This is a genomic window from Actinomycetospora corticicola, from assembly GCF_013409505.1.
GTDB classification, from domain to species: domain Bacteria; phylum Actinomycetota; class Actinomycetes; order Mycobacteriales; family Pseudonocardiaceae; genus Actinomycetospora; species Actinomycetospora corticicola.
Map to the genome: position 1 here is coordinate 409,881 of NZ_JACCBN010000001.1, position 17,444 is coordinate 427,324.

General features: G+C 72.5%; 19 protein-coding genes and 1 tRNA gene. 15 read left to right on the forward strand and 5 right to left on the reverse strand.

Features of this window, described 5'->3' with window-relative positions; genetic code table 11:
* The first annotated feature begins 166 nt into the window (after positions 1 to 166).
* From BJ983_RS01970 to BJ983_RS01990, 5 genes are all read left to right on the forward strand, one after another.
* Positions 167 to 1,939 (forward strand): thiamine pyrophosphate-binding protein, encoded by a 1,773-nt coding sequence (locus tag BJ983_RS01970; RefSeq protein ID WP_179792256.1) that lies wholly within the window; start codon positions 167 to 169, stop codon positions 1,937 to 1,939.
* Position 1,940: 1 nt separating this feature from the next.
* Complete coding sequence (locus tag BJ983_RS01975; protein ID WP_218890057.1) at positions 1,941 to 3,338, forward strand: phenylacetate--CoA ligase family protein; 1,398 nt, start codon at positions 1,941 to 1,943, stop codon at positions 3,336 to 3,338.
* Positions 3,339 to 3,409: 71 nt separating this feature from the next.
* On the forward strand, positions 3,410 to 4,072 hold the full coding sequence (locus tag BJ983_RS01980; RefSeq protein WP_179792257.1) for a gluconate 2-dehydrogenase subunit 3 family protein: 663 nt from the start codon (positions 3,410 to 3,412) through the stop codon (positions 4,070 to 4,072).
* Between the two features lie 7 nt (positions 4,073 to 4,079).
* Positions 4,080 to 5,732 carry a GMC family oxidoreductase gene (locus BJ983_RS01985; RefSeq protein ID WP_179792258.1) on the forward strand — a complete coding sequence of 551 codons (1,653 nt, stop codon included), beginning with the start codon at positions 4,080 to 4,082 and terminating at the stop codon, positions 5,730 to 5,732.
* Between the two features lie 85 nt (positions 5,733 to 5,817).
* Entirely contained in the window at positions 5,818 to 6,168 is a 351-nt protein-coding gene (locus tag BJ983_RS01990; protein ID WP_179792259.1) for a thioesterase family protein, read from the forward strand.
* Here the strand turns inward: BJ983_RS01990 and BJ983_RS01995 are convergent, their stop codons facing one another.
* A complete protein-coding gene (locus BJ983_RS01995) occupies positions 6,169 to 6,720 on the reverse strand; it encodes a TetR/AcrR family transcriptional regulator (RefSeq protein WP_179792260.1) in 552 nt (183 codons plus the stop codon).
* Positions 6,721 to 6,801: 81 nt separating this feature from the next.
* Here BJ983_RS01995 and BJ983_RS02000 point away from each other — a divergent pair, with 81 nt between their 5' ends.
* From BJ983_RS02000 to BJ983_RS02015, 4 genes are all read left to right on the forward strand, one after another.
* Positions 6,802 to 7,998 carry an alpha/beta fold hydrolase gene (locus BJ983_RS02000; protein WP_179792261.1) on the forward strand — a complete coding sequence of 399 codons (1,197 nt, stop codon included), beginning with the start codon at positions 6,802 to 6,804 and terminating at the stop codon, positions 7,996 to 7,998.
* Between the two features lie 126 nt (positions 7,999 to 8,124).
* On the forward strand, positions 8,125 to 10,029 hold the full coding sequence (gene dnaG / locus BJ983_RS02005; protein WP_179792262.1) for a DNA primase: 1,905 nt from the start codon (positions 8,125 to 8,127) through the stop codon (positions 10,027 to 10,029).
* On the forward strand, positions 10,026 to 10,535 hold the full coding sequence (locus BJ983_RS02010; RefSeq protein ID WP_343053626.1) for a hypothetical protein: 510 nt from the start codon (positions 10,026 to 10,028) through the stop codon (positions 10,533 to 10,535). The genes dnaG and BJ983_RS02010 overlap by 4 nt, the downstream gene beginning before the upstream one ends.
* A gap of 46 nt (positions 10,536 to 10,581) precedes the next feature.
* Entirely contained in the window at positions 10,582 to 11,208 is a 627-nt protein-coding gene (locus tag BJ983_RS02015; RefSeq protein WP_343053627.1) for a maleylpyruvate isomerase family mycothiol-dependent enzyme, read from the forward strand.
* Positions 11,209 to 11,253: 45 nt separating this feature from the next.
* Here BJ983_RS02015 and BJ983_RS02020 read toward each other — a convergent pair.
* Positions 11,254 to 11,326: transfer RNA gene (locus BJ983_RS02020), tRNA-Asn, on the reverse strand.
* Positions 11,327 to 11,440: 114 nt separating this feature from the next.
* Here BJ983_RS02020 and BJ983_RS02025 point away from each other — a divergent pair.
* The 4 genes from BJ983_RS02025 to BJ983_RS02040 all read left to right on the forward strand — a co-directional run bounded on the left by BJ983_RS02025 (position 11,441) and on the right by BJ983_RS02040 (position 14,127).
* Complete coding sequence (locus tag BJ983_RS02025) at positions 11,441 to 11,719, forward strand: hypothetical protein (protein WP_179792264.1); 279 nt, start codon at positions 11,441 to 11,443, stop codon at positions 11,717 to 11,719.
* Positions 11,720 to 11,831: 112 nt separating this feature from the next.
* Positions 11,832 to 12,974 carry an inorganic phosphate transporter gene (locus BJ983_RS02030; RefSeq protein ID WP_179792265.1) on the forward strand — a complete coding sequence of 381 codons (1,143 nt, stop codon included), beginning with the start codon at positions 11,832 to 11,834 and terminating at the stop codon, positions 12,972 to 12,974.
* Positions 12,971 to 13,201, forward strand: coding sequence for a hypothetical protein (locus tag BJ983_RS02035; protein ID WP_179792266.1), 231 nt, complete (start codon positions 12,971 to 12,973; stop codon positions 13,199 to 13,201). Before BJ983_RS02030 ends, BJ983_RS02035 begins: the two co-directional genes overlap by 4 nt.
* Positions 13,202 to 13,302: 101 nt before the next feature.
* On the forward strand, positions 13,303 to 14,127 hold the full coding sequence (locus BJ983_RS02040) for an SCO6745 family protein (protein ID WP_179792267.1): 825 nt from the start codon (positions 13,303 to 13,305) through the stop codon (positions 14,125 to 14,127).
* 10 nt (positions 14,128 to 14,137) lie between these two features.
* On the opposite strand, the gene BJ983_RS02045 is transcribed toward BJ983_RS02040, so the two are convergent.
* Both BJ983_RS02045 and BJ983_RS02050 read right to left on the reverse strand, forming a co-directional pair.
* Positions 14,138 to 14,749: a maleylpyruvate isomerase family mycothiol-dependent enzyme gene (locus BJ983_RS02045; RefSeq protein ID WP_179792268.1), complete on the reverse strand. Its 612-nt coding sequence runs from the start codon at positions 14,747 to 14,749 to the stop codon at positions 14,138 to 14,140.
* A gap of 33 nt (positions 14,750 to 14,782) precedes the next feature.
* Positions 14,783 to 15,769 (reverse strand): RNA polymerase subunit sigma-70, encoded by a 987-nt coding sequence (locus BJ983_RS02050; protein WP_179792269.1) that lies wholly within the window; start codon positions 15,767 to 15,769, stop codon positions 14,783 to 14,785.
* Between the two features lie 118 nt (positions 15,770 to 15,887).
* On the opposite strand from BJ983_RS02050, the gene BJ983_RS02055 reads away from it, so the two are divergent.
* Together BJ983_RS02055 and BJ983_RS02060 are read left to right on the forward strand one after the other, a co-directional pair.
* On the forward strand, positions 15,888 to 16,580 hold the full coding sequence (locus BJ983_RS02055) for a DUF998 domain-containing protein (protein WP_179792270.1): 693 nt from the start codon (positions 15,888 to 15,890) through the stop codon (positions 16,578 to 16,580).
* A 30-nt stretch (positions 16,581 to 16,610) separates the two neighbouring features.
* Positions 16,611 to 16,949, forward strand: a complete 339-nt coding sequence (locus BJ983_RS02060; RefSeq protein ID WP_179792271.1) for a VOC family protein — start codon at positions 16,611 to 16,613, stop codon at positions 16,947 to 16,949.
* A gap of 5 nt (positions 16,950 to 16,954) precedes the next feature.
* Here the strand turns inward: BJ983_RS02060 and BJ983_RS02065 are convergent, their stop codons facing one another.
* Positions 16,955 to 17,413 carry an SRPBCC family protein gene (locus tag BJ983_RS02065; RefSeq protein WP_179792272.1) on the reverse strand — a complete coding sequence of 153 codons (459 nt, stop codon included), beginning with the start codon at positions 17,411 to 17,413 and terminating at the stop codon, positions 16,955 to 16,957.
* Between the last annotated feature and the right edge of the window lie 31 nt (positions 17,414 to 17,444).

Below are 17,444 nucleotides of genomic sequence, written 5' to 3' on the forward strand. Positions count from 1 at the left end.
CTGCTGGTTCAACGGATCCTGACGCGGCGTCGGGTGGCCGCGCCCGGATGGTAGCCGCCCGTGATCGCGAACTCATCCTTGACTTCTGAATTCAGAATGTTGCACCGTCGAGTGACACGCGACACGTGCGCGACCGTGTCGCGCATCACCTCGACGAGGAGGGTCCATGGCGGACCGGCAGGACGCGGAGCGCAGCGGAGCCGGCCCGGCCCGCCGGTCGGTGCCGGTGGCGAGCCTGGTGGCGGAGTTCCTGACCGAACACGGGGTCGACCGGGTGTTCGGCCTGCAGGGCGGCCACATCCAACCCGTCTGGGACCAGCTCGCGCGGCGGGGCGTCCGCATCGTCGACGTCCGCGACGAGGGCTCGGCCGTCCACATGGCGCACGCCCACACCGAGCTGACCGGGCAGACCGCCGTCGCGATGGTGACCGCGGGACCCGGCGTCACGAACACCGTGACCGCCGTGGCCAACGCGTCGGTCTCCCGCATCCCGCTGCTGGTGATCGGGGGGTGTCCGCCGATCCCGCAGTCGAACATGGGCCCGCTGCAGGACATCCCGCACACGGCGATCCTCGAGCCGATCACGCGGCTGTCGCGCACGCTGCGCAGCGCCGACCAGGTACTGCGCGAGTTCGACGAGGCCTGGGCGCGCGCCTCGGGCGACCGGGGCGAGCCCGGCCCGGTCTACCTCGAGATCCCCACCGACGTGCTCCGCCGCGAGGTACCGCCGGCCCTGCAGATGCGCGAGCACCTGCGGGCGAAGCCGAAGCGCCGCCCGCAGCCGCACCCGGACGACGTCGCCGCGGCGGCCGACCTGATCCGCGCGGCGTCGAAGCCCGCGATCATCTCCGGCCGCGGGGCGCGGACCACCGACGGGACCGACCTGATCCGGCTGCTGGACGCCTCCGGCGCGGCCTACCTGGACACCCAGGAGAGCCGCGGACTCGTCCCCGACTCGCACTCCGCGACCGTGGGGAGTGCGCGCTCGGCGGTCATGCGCGACACCGACCTGCTGATCACCGTCGGCCGCCAGCTCGACTACCAGCTCGGGATGGGCTCCCCGGCGGTGTTCCCGCACGCGACGGTCGTGCGGATCGCCGACACCGCGAGCGAGCTGATCGACAACCGCCGCGGTGAGGTGGAGATCCTCGCCGAGCCGGGTGCCGCGCTCGGTGCGATCGCCGACGCGCTGAAGGACCACACACCCGACACCACGTGGCGCGACGAACTCAAGGCCAAGCACCGGACGCGGGCCGAGGACTACCGGCAGGCCCTGCACACCACCGAGAACGGCGCCGACGGGCACATCCACCCGAACCGCATCTTCGGCGCCCTCGACGCGCTGGACGGGGAGGCCCTCGACCTCGGCGACGCGATCATGATCGCCGACGGCGGGGACCTGCTCTCCTTCGCCCGGCTCGGGATCACCCGCTGCGCCCGCTATCTCGACGCCGGGGCCTTCGGCTGCCTCGGGGTGGCGACGCCGTTCGCGATCGCCGCAGCGCTGGCCGAGCCGCAGCGACCCGTCGTCGCGGTGACCGGGGACGGCGCCTTCGGCATCACCGCCACCGAGATCGACACCGCGGTGCGGCACGGCGCGAAGATCGTCGTGATCGTCTCGAACAACCGCGCGTGGAACATCGAGCGCTACGACCAGGAGGAGAACTACGGCCTGGTCGCCGGGACGCTGCTCGCCGACTCCGACTACGCCGCCATGGCCCGGGCGTTCGGGGCGCGCGGCGAGCGGGTCGAGTCGGCCGAGGACCTGGAGCCGGCGATCCGGCGCGCGCTCGAGAACGCGCCCGCCGTGGTCGACGTGGTCACCACGCAGGACGCTCCGTCGCCGGACTCCGGCAAGGGGCTCGGCTTCGTCCCGGACTACCAGGCACTGACCCCGTGGAACGACGCCGAGGTCGCCCGTCGACAGGTTGGGATCTGAGATGGCCGCGATGGAGGAGTGGGCGTTCCCCGCCCGCTACGACCAGGACTACCTGCCCGACCCGGACTCGCCCTACTGGTTCCCGGTGCGCGAGACGATGGACCCGGCCGAGCGCGACGCGGCCGTGCTCGTCCGGCTCCGCGAGGTCATGGAGTACGCCTACGCGAACTCGGGCTTCTACCGGACGAAGTGGGACGCGGCGGGGCTCGAGCCGGCCGACATCACGTCGTTCGAGGCGTTCGAGCAGGTCCCCGTCGTCACGAAGGCGGAGATGCGGGAGTCGCAGGCGAACCACCCGCCGTTCGGTGACTACACCTGCGTCGACCGCTCCGAGATCCACCACATTCACGGCACCTCCGGCACGACGGGAGCCCCGACGGCCTTCGCCCTCGGCCGGCGGGACTGGGAGGTCATCGCCGACAACCAGGCCCGGATCCTGTGGGGGATGGGCGTCCGACCCGGCGACACGGTGTTCGTCGCCGCGCTCTTCTCGCTCTACCTGGGCTCGTGGGGCGCCATGACGGCGGCCGAGCGGCTGCGCTGCAACGTCCTCCCGTTCGGTGCCGGCGCCCAGGGCATGACGGCGCGGGCGGTGAACTGGCTCGCGCGCATCAGGCCGGCGGCGTTCTACGCGACGCCCTCCTACGCGCTGCGCCTCGCCGAGGTGGCCGAGAAGGAGAAGATCGACCCCCGCGAGTTCGGGTTGAAGGTCATGTTCTTCTCCGGCGAGCCCGGGGCGTCGGTGCCCTCGGTGCGCAGGGCGATCGAGGACAGCTTCGGGGCGACGGTGATCGACTGCGGGACGATGGCCGAGATGACGCCGTTCATGTCGGCGTCGGCCACGGCGGGCACCCCGGACGGGATGCTGCTCTGGCAGGACATCGTCTGGCACGAGGTCTGCGACCCGGAGACGTTCCGCACCGTGCCCTACGGCTCCGAGGGCACCCCGGTCTACACCCACCTCGAGCGCACGTCGCAGCCGATGATCCGGCTCGCCTCCAACGACCTGACGCGCTGGGTCATGGAGGACAACCCCTGCGGCCGGACCTACCCGAAGCTGCCGGACGGCGTGTACGGCCGGATCGACGACATGATCCACATCCGCGGGGAGAACGTGTACCCGACGGAGGTCGACAACTACCTGCGCACCGTCGAGAACTACGGCGGCGAGCACCAGATCATCGTCCGCCGCACCGGCTCGATGGACGAGATGATCGTCCGCGCCGAGTGCACCCTGCCGGACGGGCAGCGGTCGGAGTTCGAGTCGTCCACCGGCTCCGGCCTGCAGTCCTTCCTCGGCGTGCGCGTGACCTTCGAGTCCGTCGACGCCCAGACCCTCGAGCGCGCCGAGCACAAGTCGCGCCGCGTGGTCGACGAGCGCGAGCACACCAGGCGTTGACGGCTCCGCCCTCGTGTCGCCACGGATCGGGCCGACGCCGCTCCACACCACCCATCCGAGGAGGAGATGCCATGAGTTCCGTGCACACCGAGAACGGTGCCCCCGTGGGGGAGGCCCCGGCTCCCTGGGGCGCCCCCGAGGCCACCGTCGAGCCCGGGAAGGGCGGTGGCTACTTCGAGGCCGGTCGCCCGCGGCTCGGCGGCCTCGAGAAGCCGGTGCAGTTCAGCGAGCCCCGGCAGGCCGTGATCAAGGCCCTCGCCGACACCATCATCCCGCCGCACCCGGACTGGCCGGACGCGAGCGCGGTCGACATCGTCGCCTTCTGCGGTCGCTACATCACGCCGACCGGCTACAAGAACAAGCACTTCCCGTGGGCGGACGAGGACTCGTTCGTCGCGGCACTGGACAGGCTGGGCCAGGCGTTCGTCGACGCCGACCCGGCCGAGCGGGCGAAGGCGTTCGAGGCCCTGGAGAAGGCGGAGGATCCGTTCTTCGAACAGATCCGCGCCCTCGTCTACTACGGCTACTACTCCCGCCCCGAGGTCGTCCTCGCCATCCGGAAGAACGTCCCGGCCGGCAGGGACTACCACGGCCCGCCGCTGCCGTACGGCTACATCCAGTCCCTCGAGCCGTGGGACGAGACGACCCTCGCGCAGGCGAACGACAACGGCTCCTATCTCGAGACCGACCAGGTCGAGCGCGTCGACCTGTCCAAGATCACCTGGATCCGGTGAGGCACCCATGGCGAGCTACGAAGAAGTCGACGTCCTGATCATCGGCGCCGGTCCGGGTGGGGCCGGTGTCGCCTACGAGCTCAAGGACACGGGCGCGAAGATCGTCTGTCTCGAGCAGGGGCCCTGGGTCACCGCACCCGAGCACCCGCACTACCACGACGAGTGGGAGATCGAGAAGCAGCGCGGGTGGGCCTACGACCCGAACGTCCGCCAGCTGCCGGAGGACTATCCGGTCACCGGGACCAGGACGCCGTACATGATGAACAACGTCGGCGGCTCCACGGTCCACTACGCGGGGCACTGGCCGCGGTACAAGCCGGTCGACTTCCGCAAGGGCACCGAGCACGGCCTCGAGGGCACGATCGACTGGCCGATCTCCTACGAGGACCTGGCGCCGTTCTACGACCGCAACGATGCGATCTACGGCATCTCCGGGCTCATCGGCGACCCGTCGTACCCGGACCGCAAGAACGCCCAGCGCGACCCGATGGTGCTGCCCGGCAAGCTCGGGCTGCGCTACGCCAAGGCCTCGCGCGACCTCGGCTGGCACTGGTGGCCGTCCGACAACGCCGTGATCACCCGGCCCCGCGAGAACCGCGAGGCCGACGTGGGCATGGGCAACGAGCTCTCCGGCAGCCCGACCGGATCGCTGTCCACGCCGGCGCACGCGCACTGGCCCTACAACGTCCGCGCCGGCGTCGACCTGCGGACGATGGCCCGCGTCGAGACGATCACGGCCGAGGGCGGCAAGGCCACGGGCGCGGTGTACATCGACCGGAACACCGGGAACCGCCACGAGATCCGCGCCAAGATCGTGGTGCTCGCGGCCAACGGCATCGGGTCGCCCCGCATGCTGCTCGCGAGTGCGCAGAAGGGCCACGAGAACGGCCTCGCGAATTCGAACGGCCTCGTGGGCAAGTACCTGATGCACCACGTGTTCTCGTTCTGCGACTCGTGGTTCGACGAGCCCGTCGAGGGATTCAAGGGCTCGTTCGGGTCGCCCATGTACTCGCACGAGTTCTATCACACGGACGTGAACCGCGGATTCGTCAACGGATTCGGCATGCAGGTGGCCCGCTCGTTCGGTCCGTCCTACGCCGCGATGGGCACGCACACCGGGTACACGGCGCCGTGGGGCGAGAAGCACCGCGACTTCTTCGCCAACCACTTCGCGAACCACCTCATGGTGTTCATGTTCGGCGAGGACCTGCCGGTGGAGACGAACGCGGTCACGCTCGACCCGGAGGTCACCGACTCGGACGGCATCCCGGCCGCGCACGTGAACTACGAGCTCCACGAGAACGACATCGCGCTCGCGAAGTACGGCATCGAGAAGATCTTCGAGGCCACGCGGGCGGTCGGGGCGGTCGAGACCAACGACACCGGCGTGCTCTACCCGCCGCCGGCCTGGCACCTCATGGGGACCTGTCGGATGGGCAACGACCCGCAGGACTCGGTGCTCAACAAGTGGTGCCAGACGTGGGACCTGCCGAACCTGTTCGTCGTCGATGGCTCCACGCTCACCACCGGTGGCGCGGTCAACCCGACCTCGACGATCGGTGCCCTCGCGGTGCGGGCCGGCGAGTACATCAAGCGGAACTACGACCACATCACGACGCAGAGGACGACGCCGTCGAACGCGGACGCGCCGGACATGTGAGCTGCGCTCAGGTGAGCACTCAGTGGGGTCATCGCCCCACTCAGTGCTCACGAGGCCGCAGGCCACACCACGTAGGGTCATCCGGGTGACGTACGAGGTGACCCAGGACGACACCGCGCAGGCGCTCGGCAGCGGGGACGTCCCCGTGCTCGGCACCCCCCGACTGATCGCCTGGCTCGAGGCGGCGACGGTCGAGGCGGCGCGGTCGAGGATCGCGGAGAGCCAGACCACGGTCGGCACGGCGGTCCGGGTCAAGCACCGTCGCCCCACCCGCGTCGGCGGCAGCATCACCACCACCGCGAAGCTCACGGCCGGGCCGGACGAGAAGGGGCGTCTCTCCTTCTCGGTGTCCGCGGTCGACCACGACGGGTCCACCGTCGCCGACGGCGAGATCGACCGCGTCATCGTCGAGCGGATGGGCGCGTTCGGCTCCTGATCACCCCGATCCCGCGACGACGGCGACCGCGCAGCCGCGCAGGGCCGCGACCGCCGCGTCCGGGTCGAGCCCGCACAGGTCGAGCAGGGTGAAGAGCGACTCCGCGCTGATCACAACGGCGAGGCGCGTCGCCAGCTCCGTCCGCTGCGTTGACGCCGGCATCGTCGCGAGGGCGTGCTCGATCAGCGCGAACCGGTGGGCCGGCCGCCGCTCGCCCGTCCTCGCGACCGACGAAGAGACGACGGCCCGCACCGCCACCTCGTGGGCGAGGGTGCGCTCGCACAGCGCCGTCGCCACCCGGGCCACCCGCTCGCCGAGGTCGGTGACGCCCTCCAGGGGCACCATCTCCGCCGGTGCTGGCCACACGTCGTCCACCGTCTCGCGCAGGAGCGAGACGAGGTCGGGGTAGTAGCGGTACGCCGTCGCCTCGGAGACCCCGGCCCGCGCCGCCACCGCCGGCATCGTCACCTCCGCGTTCCCGACGACGAGCTCCCGCGCCGCGGCCGCGATCGCCTGCCGCGTGCGCTCCTTCTGCTGGGTCCGCACCGCCATCGTGAGAGCCTACTTGCACGAGCCGTTCGAACGGGACTACGGTCTCTTCGTGAAAGCTCACTCTCACGAGAGAAGGTCAGCATGACCGAGGTGTCGATCGTCGGCCCGCAGGCGGGGGAGGTCGCGCCGCTCGGCCCGGTCACGATGCGGATCCTCGAGGACGGGAGCACCACCGCCCACCGGCTCGGGATCAGCGAGATCACCATCGCGCCGCACACCGAGGGCCCGCAGCAGCACCGGCACGCCCAGCACGACGAGGGCTTCTACGTGGTGCGCGGGACGGCCCGGTTCACCGTCGGGACCACCACGCACGACGCGCCCGCCGGCACCCTCGTCATGGTCCCGCCGGGGGCGCCGCACACCTTCGCGAACCCGGGTGACGAACCCGCCGTCCTGCTCAACACCTTCACGCCCGACCTCTACGTGCAGTACTTCCGCGACCTGCGGGCGATGATCGAGAGCGGTCGATCCATGACACCGGAGAACGTCACGCCGGTCATGGCGCGCTACGCGACGGTGCCGGCGGCCGAGTACGCGCCCGTCGTCGAGGAGCAGGGGACCGGTCGTCCGGTCATGGTCCTGCACGGCGGGGGCGGACCGTTCTCGGTCGCGGGGCTGGGCGCGGCCCTGGCCGACGGCCACCACGTGCTCGCCCCGACGGTGCCGGGCTTCGACGGCACGCCGCGACCCGAGGGCTGCCGGACGGTGGCCGACGTCGCCGCCCGCTTCCTGACGGCGTTGGCCGAGCGCGACCTGCACGACGTCGCCCTGGTCGGCAGCTCGATGGGGGGCTGGGTCGCCGCGGAGATGGCGCTGCAGGACACCGAGGGCCGCGTCGGCTCGGTGGTGTTCGTCAACGCCGTCGGGATCGAGGTCCCCGGGCACCCCGTCCGCCCGATCCTCGGCCTGCGCCTCGACGAGATCGCCGAGTTCTCCTACGCCGACCCCGACCGGTTCCGCCTCGACCCGACCACGCTCCCGCCCGAGCGGCAGGCGGTGATGGCGGCGAACGCCGCGGTCTTCGCCGACTACGCGGGCGAGCCCTACATGCACGACCCGACGCTGCGCGGGCGCCTCGACGGCATCCACGTCCCGACCGCCGTCGTCTGGGGCGAGGCCGACCGGATCGCCGACCTCGACTACGGCCGGGCCTACGCGGCGGCGCTCGGTGCGCCCTTCACCGTGATCGCGGGTGCGGGCCACCTGCCGCACGTGGAGCAGCCGGCGGCCACGCTCGCGGCGATCGAGGCAGCCATCCCGGGGGCCGACCGTTCATGATCATCGAGCACCTGCGGTGGTCCGGGGGCCCGGCGGACCACCGAGGGTGCTCGATGATCACGGCCGCCCGACCCGTCGTCGTGAGGCGCCCCCGCCGTCCCCACCCGTCGTCGTAAACTCGCCCCCGTGGCGGGACGCATCCGGGACTCCGACATCGCGGAGGTGCGCGACCGCAACCGCATCGACGAGGTGGTCGGCGAGTACGTGGCGCTGCGACCGGCGGGTCCGGGCTCGCTGAAGGGCCTGTGCCCGTTCCACGACGAGAAGTCGCCGTCGTTCAACGTCCGGACGAGCCACAACACCTGCCACTGCTTCGGCTGCGGCGAGGGCGGCAGCGTCATCGACTTCATCATGAAGATCGAGCAGCTGGGTTTCGTCGAGACGATCGAGAAGCTGGCCGACCGGGTCGGCTACCGGTTGACCTACGAGGGCGGCGGCTCCAGCGTCCAGCGTGACCGCGGCACCCGCAGCCGCCTGCTCGCCGCGAACAAGGCCGCCGCCGAGTACTACGCCGAGCAGCTCCGCGCGCCGGGCGAGGCCCAGCGTGCCCGCGAGTTCCTCGCCGAGCGTGGCTTCGATCAGGCCGCGGCCGAGCAGTTCGGCTGCGGCTTCGCGCCCGGCGGCTGGGAGAAGCTGACCAAGCACCTGCTGAACCAGGGCTACACCCTCGACGAGCTGGAGAAGGCCGGGCTGTCGGTGCCGGGTCAGCGCGGCCACCGGGACCGGTTCCAGCGCCGTCTGCTGTGGCCGATCCGCGACCTGGGCGGCGACGTGGTCGGGTTCGGGGCGCGGCGGCTCTTCGACGACGACCGCATCGAGGCCAAGTACCTCAACACCCCCGAGACGACGCTCTACCACAAGTCGAAGGTGCTCTTCGGGCTGGACAAGGCGAAGCGGGACATCGCGAAGTCCCGTCAGGCCGTGATCGTCGAGGGCTACACCGACGTCATGGCGATGCACCTCGCGGGCGTGCCGACGGCGGTCGCCAGCTGCGGGACCGCCTTCGGCGAGGACCACGTCGCGGTGCTGCGCCGGCTGCTGCTCGACGACTCCTTCGACCGCGGCGAGGTCATCTACGTCTTCGACGGCGACGCGGCCGGGCAGGCGGCGGCGCTCAAGGCCTTCGACGGCGACCAGCAGTTCTCCGCCCAGACCTACATCGCCACGGCACCCGACGGCATGGACCCCTGCGAGCTGCGCCAGGCCAAGGGCGACACCGCGGTGCGCGACCTCGTCGCCCGCCGCGCGCCCCTGTTCACCTTCGCGATCCGCTCGATCCTCGACGAGTACGACCTCGGCACCGTCGAGGGCCAGGCCGGCGCGCTCAAGCGCTGCGTCCCGCTGGTCGCCCAGATCCGCCAGGTCGAGCTGCGCGACGGGTACGCCCGCCGGCTCGCGGGCTGGACGGGCTGGGCCGACGAGGCCCAGGTGGTCCGCCGCGTGCGGGAGACCGCGGGCCAGCCCGTGGACCAGCGCCAGACCTCGTCCCGACGACGGGTGCGGCAGGTCGAGCAGCCCGCCGCGGAGGGGCCGGCGCTGCCGCCGCGCGACGACCCGCGGCTCCGGGTGCAGCGCGAGGTGCTGAAGTCGGCGCTGCAGGTGCCCGCGCTCGCCGGTCCCGTGTACGACACGCTGCCCGAGGACGCCTTCTCCCACGAGGCCTACCTCGCCGTGCACCGCGCCATCCTCGCGGCGGGCGGCACCTCGAGCGGGTACTCCGGCGCCTCGTGGGTCGCCGCGGTCACCGAGGCGATCACCCCGCCGTCGTACGCGCGGCTGGTGGCCGAGCTCGCCGTCGACCCGATGCAGTCACGGGAGGCCGACGACCACCGCTACGTGTCGTCCATGCTCACCGCCCTGCAGGGTGCGGTGGTCGAGCGTCAGGTCGCCGAGATCAAGTCCCGGCTGCAGCGCATCTCCCCGGTCACCGACGCCGACGAGTACCACGAGCTGTTCGGCGACCTCGTCGCGCTGGAGCAGTACAAGAAGGCGCTGCGCGACCAGGCGATCGGCGGGCAGTGGTCGGCGTGAGGTTCAGCGAGCGTCTGGCGTCGGTCCTGCTCGGCCGGGAGATCACCCCGGAGGGGTTCATCGGCACGCTGGACCCCGACGAGCGGATCCTGGCCGACGCCCGGACGCGGAAGGGCGAGGTCGTCCTCGCGACGGACCTCGGCCTGTGGGTGGGGGAGCGGCGCATCCCGTGGCACCTCGTCTCCAAGGCCACCTGGGGGAACGGGGCCCTGACCGTCGTCGAGGCGACCGAGTCCGCCCGACACGGTCCCGTGGTCGTCCTCGCCGACGCCGCGCCGCTGCGGCTGCCGCTCCCGGCCCCCGGGAAGGTCCCCGAGACGGTGCAGCGACGGGTCACCGGGGTGATCACCACCCGCCAGCACCACGACCTGCCCAGCGGCGGCGCCTGGTTCGTCCAGCGCCGCACGCCCGAGGGGATCGAGGTGCACGTGCGCCCCGACGCCGGCACCGATCCCGACGAGGTGCTGACGCTCGCCGAGGGGATCGCGGAGAAGCTCCGCCGCTGAGCCGGTGTGCCACTAGGGTCGGCCGCCACGACCCGAGGGGGAGCGAGTGGCGGACACGATGGCGCTGGCCCGCGCCGAGCGGACCGACCTGGTGGAGCTCCTGGAGGGGCTGACGCCGGAGCAGTGGGACGCGGCGACGCTCTGTGACCGGTGGCGCGTCCGCGACGTGGTCGCGCACGTGTACAGCTACGAGGAGCTCGGCTGGGCCGCACTCGCCGGGCGGATGGTGCGGGCGGGGTTCAGCGTCGACCGGGCCAACGCGGCGGGGGTGGCGGACCATGCCGACGCGTCGCCGGCCGAGCTCACGGCGTTGGCGCGGAAGCGCATCCGGCCCGTCGGGCTCACGTCGATGCTGGGCGGGAGGATCGCCCTGACCGACGGGATGATCCACCAGCAGGACATCCGCCGACCCCTCGGGCTGCCGCGCACGATCCCGGCGGACCGGCTCGTGGCGGCGCTGGACACCGCGCGGGCAGCGCCGACCATCGACGGCGCGAAGCGGGTGAAGGGCCTGAAGCTCGTCGCCACCGACGTCGACTGGACGACCGGTGACGGCGACGAGGTGCGGGGCACCGGCGAGGCGCTGCTCCTGGCGATCGCAGGTCGACGCGTGGTCGCGGACGAACTCGACGGACCCGGCGTCGGGACGATCGCCGCTCGCGCGTCGGGCTGAGCAGTTCCGTGGTCGGGCCGTGAAGGCCCTGACCTGGGGGAAGTGCTCCTCCTACTGGACTCGAACCAGTAACCCTGCGATTAACAGTCGCATGCTCTGCCAATTGAGCTAAGGAGGACCGTGCAAGCGGGCCGGTTCGGCGCCCGTTCCGCTCTGGTCATAGACCGTACCCGACGGGGATCCGAGCCCGTCAGGCAGGATGGGTCAACGCCGTCGTCGGGAGGATCCGGACATGAAGCTGCTGCCGTTCGCGCTGGGTATGGGCGTGGGCTACGTGCTGGGAACCCGGGCCGGGCGGGAGCGCTACGAGCAGCTCTCGCGGGCCTACCGCCGGGTGGCCGACAACCCGCAGGTGCAGGCCGCCGCCGGGGTCGCGCAGGCCAAGGCGGGCGAGGCCGTGCACGCGGCCGTCACCGTCGCGAAGGAGAAGGTCGCCCCGTCGTCGGGACCGGCCCAGCACCAGCCCGCGGCGCCCGGCCGCTCCGTGAGCAGCCCCAGAAACGGACGCTGAGGGACGGAAGGGCAGCTTTCGGGCGCAGTTCACGGTGAGGCTCGTGGTTGTTCATCTCGCGTTCAACCACGTGTGAGGGACGTGGTGTCCGGCGGTTCGTAGCGTCGGAAGCATGGAGTTACCGCTGATCGTCATCGTCGTCATCGTGACGGCGTTGGCCTTCGACTTCACCAACGGCTTCCACGACACCGCCAACGCCATGGCGACCTCCATCGCGACCGGGGCACTGAAGCCCAAGGTCGCGGTGCTGATCGCGGGCGTCCTCAACGTCGTCGGCGCGTTCCTGTCCGTGGAGGTCGCGAAGACGATCTCCAGCGGGCTCGTCGACGAGACGAAGATCAACCCCTACATCATCTTCGCCGGCCTGGTCGGCGCGATCCTCTGGAACCTGCTGACCTGGCTGCTGGGCCTGCCGTCGAGCTCCTCGCACGCGCTGTTCGGCGGGCTCATCGGCGCCGTGCTCGTGGCGGCCGGCTCCGGGGCGGTGCACTTCTCCACGCTGCTCTCGAAGATCCTCCTCCCGGCCGTGATCTCGCCGGTCCTCGCCGGCGTGATCGCGCTGGTGGGGACGGTCATCGCCTACCGGAGCACGCAGCGGGCCGACGACGAGGCGGTGAAGAAGGGCTTCAAGGGCGGCCAGATCGTGTCGGCGTCGCTGGTCGCGCTGGCCCACGGCACGAGCGACGCGCAGAAGACGATGGGCGTCATCACGCTCACCCTCATCGCCGCGGGCGTCCTCGCCCCGAACGCCGGCCCGCCGATCTGGGTGATCCTCTCGGCCGGCCTCGCGATCGGCCTCGGCACCTACCTCGGCGGCTGGCGCATCATCCGCACCCTGGGCAAGCGGGTCTCGGACATCCAGACCCCGCAGGGCTTCGCCGCCGAGACCTCGACGACGGCGGTCATCCTCGCCTCGGCGCACCTGGGCTTCGCGCTCTCGACGACGCAGGTGGCCACCGGGGCGATCTTCGGCGCCGGGGCCGGCCGCCGGATCGCCGGCGTGCAATGGGGCGTCGCCGGTCAGATGGCGGTCGCCTGGATCCTCACGCTCCCCGCGGCCGCGGTGGTCGGCGCGGTCGCGGCGTACGCCGCCTCGACGGGCGTGGTCGGGACGGTGCTGGTGGCCGTCGTCGCGATCGCCGTGGCGCTCGGCATCTACGCGGCCTCGCGCCGCACGCCGGTGACGGCGGACAACGTCAACGACGTCCCGGCGCCGACGGCCCCGGGCGAGCAGCGGGAGGTGGCGCAGGCATGAGCATCGCGTGGGGTTCCCTGGGCCTCGTGGCCATCGTGTCCTTCGCGGCGGCGATCGCGGTGACGGCGCTCGTGTCCTTCGGGATCGTCGGCCTCGCCGCGCGGGCGCCGCGGGCCGACGGTCCGGAGCCGGCGCTGTCGCCCACGGCCGGGACCGCCGTCGGGGTGGTGTGCCTCGGGGTCGCGGCCCTGATCGTGCTCTACGGGCTGCTCCTCATCGTGGCCTGAGGACTCCCTACCCTCACGGGAGATTCGTCGTCGGGGAGTCGTCGAGACGGCGGCCCCCCGTTCGACGTGGTGGTGAACGCCCGTCCGTGAGGGAGACCGCCATGACCCGCACCGCCCGCCGCATGTTCGAGCTCCTCGAGCCGATCTGCCTCGCCACCTACCTCGGCGACGAGGTCAACGAGGAGTACGCCGCACTCGGCCACCGCACCTACTGGGACGGCTACTTCGCCGCCCGCGCGGCGTGCCTGGGCCGGGTGCCGGCGGAGGTCGTCGACGCGGCGTTCTACAGCTTCGCGCCCGGTGAGGTCGCCCGACACATCCCGAGCGCGTGGGAGACGGTCCCGCCCGAGGCCTCGGTGGCCGCCCAGCGGCGGGGGAGCGTGGCCTCCCTGCGGCGGATCCTCGGACTGGTCGCGGACTCGCCGGAGGTGGCCCGCGCCGCCGACCTCGTGCTGCAGGCGGCGACCGGAGCGCCGGTCGCGGGGCACGTGATGTACGCCGGGATGCGCACCCTGCCGGTGCCGGCCGGCTCGCTCGAGCGGCTCTGGCACGCCGCGACGGTGCTGCGCGAGCACCGCGGCGACGGCCACGTCGCGGCCCTCGTCGGCGCGCGGATCGGCGGCACCGAGGCGCACGCGCTCTCGGCGCTCGACATGGGCATCCACCCGGCGGAGTCGTTCGGCCGCATCCACCACCTGCCGAAGGCCCGGCTCACCGCGACGATGGACGGTCTGCGCCGCCGCGGGCTCATCGACGACGGGGGGCGGCTCACCGACGCCGGCCGGGACCTCAAGCAGCACGTCGAGGACCTCACCGACGCCGCCGCCGAGGCGCCCTACGAGACCCTCGCCCCCGCCGAGCTCGAGGAGCTGATCGCCCTCCTCACCCCGATCAGCGCCAGCCTGACCGCCGCCTGGTCGGCCTGACGGCGGGGGCTCACGTCCGCCGACCCGAGGACGTGGCCCGACCGGTGACCAGCAGCAGGAGGTCCACCGCAGGCAGTTCGACGGTCTCCGGGCCGGTCCCGACGACGAGGTCGGTGTCGGTCGCGACGAGCCGCCGCCCGGTCAGGTCGGTACCGAAGTAGGACATGGCGCGTGGCCCGGCGGCATCGACGACCAGCTTGACCCGGTCGGCCGGCACCCGCTCGAGGCCGAGCGCCTCCGTGACGTCGAGCCCGTGGATGACGTCGTGGCTCAACGCACCCGCCTGCCCGCCGGCGGGCGGCCGCCAGGGGTGGGTGACGTTGGCCCGCAGGGAGGCGAGCAGCTCCTCGTCGCTCGACCGCGCGGTGTCCTCGTGGGCGATGCGGTCGGCGAACCGGTTGAAGTCGCCGCGGGCGGCCGCGATGCCGCGCAGGACCCGCAGCGTCGAGTGGCGGTAGGGCATCGTCACGTGCGCGAGGACCTCCCGGACCCGCCAGCCCGCGCACAGCGACGGTGCCGCCCACTGCTCGGGGGTCAGGCGGGCGTACAGGTCGGCCAGGCGCTCGCGTTCGGCGGCGGTCTCGCGGGCGACGGGATCGGTGAGGTCGAGCTGTCGGGGCACGTCGTCTCCTCGTGGCAGGGGCGTCGACCCCTCCTACGACCGAGCGCGCGCGAACTCATCGGTCGGGTCCCGCAGGAGCTCCGGCAGGGCGAACTCCGGGAACCGGTCCACCGTCCCGAGGAAGGTGGTGACCTGCGCGATGCGGTCGCCCCGCGGCTCGACGAGCACGAGCGCGAACGGGCGCAGCGTCCCGTCGTCGTCGGGGCGGTACTGGCCGAACCCGGGCTGACCGTTGATCGCGGTGGACACGAGCCGGGCGCCCTCGCACCCCCCGGCCCCGACGAGGCGGGCGATGGTCGGCCCGCCCTCGATCCACCAGGCGAACGGCGGCATCGTGGTGCGCGCGTCCTCGCGGAGGAGGGCGACGAGCCGCGCGGGGTCGTGGGCCTCGAAGGCCGCCACGTAGCGCTCGAGCAGCTCGCGCTGCGCGGCGTCGTCCGGCTCGAGCCGGTCCGTGGGCTCGGGCCGGTGCCGCGCGAGCGTCGTCCGGGCCCGTTGCAGCGCGCTCGTCACCGACGCCGTCGTCGTGTCGAGGATGTCCGCCGTCTCGGCCGCGGAGAAGCCGAGGACGTCGCGGAGCACGAGCGTCGCGCGCTGCCGGGGGGCGAGGTGCTGCAGGGCGGCGACGACGGCGAGGCGCACGCTCTCCCGTTCCAGCGCGACCTCCTCCGGTCCCCGCGCCGCGAGGAGCCGCGCGTCGGGCATCGGCTCCACGAACCGATCGGGTGGCAGCGGTGCCCCGAGGGCGGCGCCCGGGACGGCGGCCGGACCGAGGTCGACCGAGACGGCGCGGCGACGGGCGCTGCGGAGCATGTCGAGGCAGACGTTGGTGGCGATGCGGAAGACCCACGCCTGCAGCACGCCGCGGGCCGGGTCGAACCGCTCCCGCTGCAGGTGCGCCCGCACGATCGCCTCCTGGACGGCGTCGTCGGCGTCCGCAGCGGCCCCGAGCAGGCGGTAGCAGTACGCCGTCAGGGGGACGCGCAGCGCCTCGAGGTCGTGGGCGGTCGGGCCGGTCACGGGTCCAGTGGAGCAGACACCCACCCCGCCGGTCACGGAGGGCGACCGTGCACCGCGTCGAGTCGCCGCCGCCGCCCACCACCCCGACCTGGTGGCCGCCCTGGCACGATGATCGACCGTGGCGGCCTTCGCGGTGTCGGACTGGCTCGAGGACCGCTGGTTCATCCGCTCGCACCTGCTGCAACGACGACTGGTCGGCGCGGTCGGCCTCGCCCTGCCGGTGCTCGTCGTGCTCTTCAACTGGGCCTGGGCGCTCGCCGTCGACGCGGCGAACGGCACGCACGTGGCCCCGGGGTTCTGGGCGTCGGTGCAGCCCTCGATCAGCGCGTACTACTACACCTACTCGGCGAACATCTTCGTCGGCGCGCAGATCGCCTTCGCCGTCTTCCTCGTGACCTACCGCTACGGCGTGTGGGAACGACGGGTCGGGGTGGTCGCGGGCCTCGGCGCGGCGATCGTCGGGCTCTGTCCCACCACGCCGCCCGACCCGACGACGCTGCAGCGCCTGGTCGGCGGGCTCCACCTCACCGCCGCCGCGGTCTTCTTCGTGGGCATGGCGGTGTTCTGCCTGTTCCTCTTCCCGCGCGACCCGGGCGTCGAGGTCAACACGGTGCCCCGCGGTCGGCGGGTGCTCTTCCGCGTGTGCGGCGTCCTGATCGTGCTCGCGCTGCTCGCCGCCGTGGTCGGCGCGCTCGTCCTCGACGACGCGACCCGCGACCAACTGCGCTTCCTGCTCTGGCTGGAGTCGGTCGCGGTGTTCGCGTTCGCCACGGCCTGGCTGGTCAAGGGCCTGGACCTGCAGCCTTCCTGACGCCGGGTCGGTGCGGGAGGATCCGTCGGCATGCCACCCGCCCTGTTCGCCGGCTTCCGGGTCTCCGACCTCGAGGCCGCCGTCGACTGGTTCTCCCGCCTGCTCGGCGCGGACCCGGTGATGCGCCCGAACGACGACGAGGCCGTCTGGGAGATCGCCGAGGACCGCTTCGTCTACGTCGAGCGTAGCCCCGGTCGGGCCGGGCACTCCCACGCGACGGTGTTCCTCGACGACCTCGACGGGTTCCTGACGACGGCCGGCTTCGCCCCGGCGGCGACCGAGACCTACGACACCGGCGTCCGCAAGGTCATCTTCCGCGACCCGGACGGCAACGAGTTCGGCGTCGGGGGAGGTCCCCCGCCGTCGTGAAGCGCTCAGCCCTCGATGACCTTCTTGATCCGCTCGAGGGTCGCCGGGATCGACGTCCGCGCGTCGTTCACCCGCAGCGTGACGCCGTCCTCGCCGAAGGTCTCCCGGATGTACTCGCGCCCCACGCGCCGGAACTCCCAGCTCTGGGTCAGCCGCGTGCCCCCGCCGTCGGGAGCCATCGTGTAGCCCCAGCGGACGAAGCCGTCGCGCACCTCCCAGGCGAACTCCTGCCCCGGCGTGGCGGCGACGACCTCGCTGCGGGTCGACCAGTCGCGGCCGGGGCGGGAGTTGTGGCCGGTGAAGTGGGCCCCGACGACGGCGCTGGTCGCGTCCTCCCACTCGCAGGAGCGGGTGAACTCGCTCCACTCGCCGTGGCGGGTGATGTCGGAGACCACGTCGTACACGTGGTGCGGGGTGGCGTCGATCCACACGGAGTCGGCGAAGGCGTACGGGTCCTCGGTCACGTGGAGATCCTCCTCGGCGGCGATGGGGGCA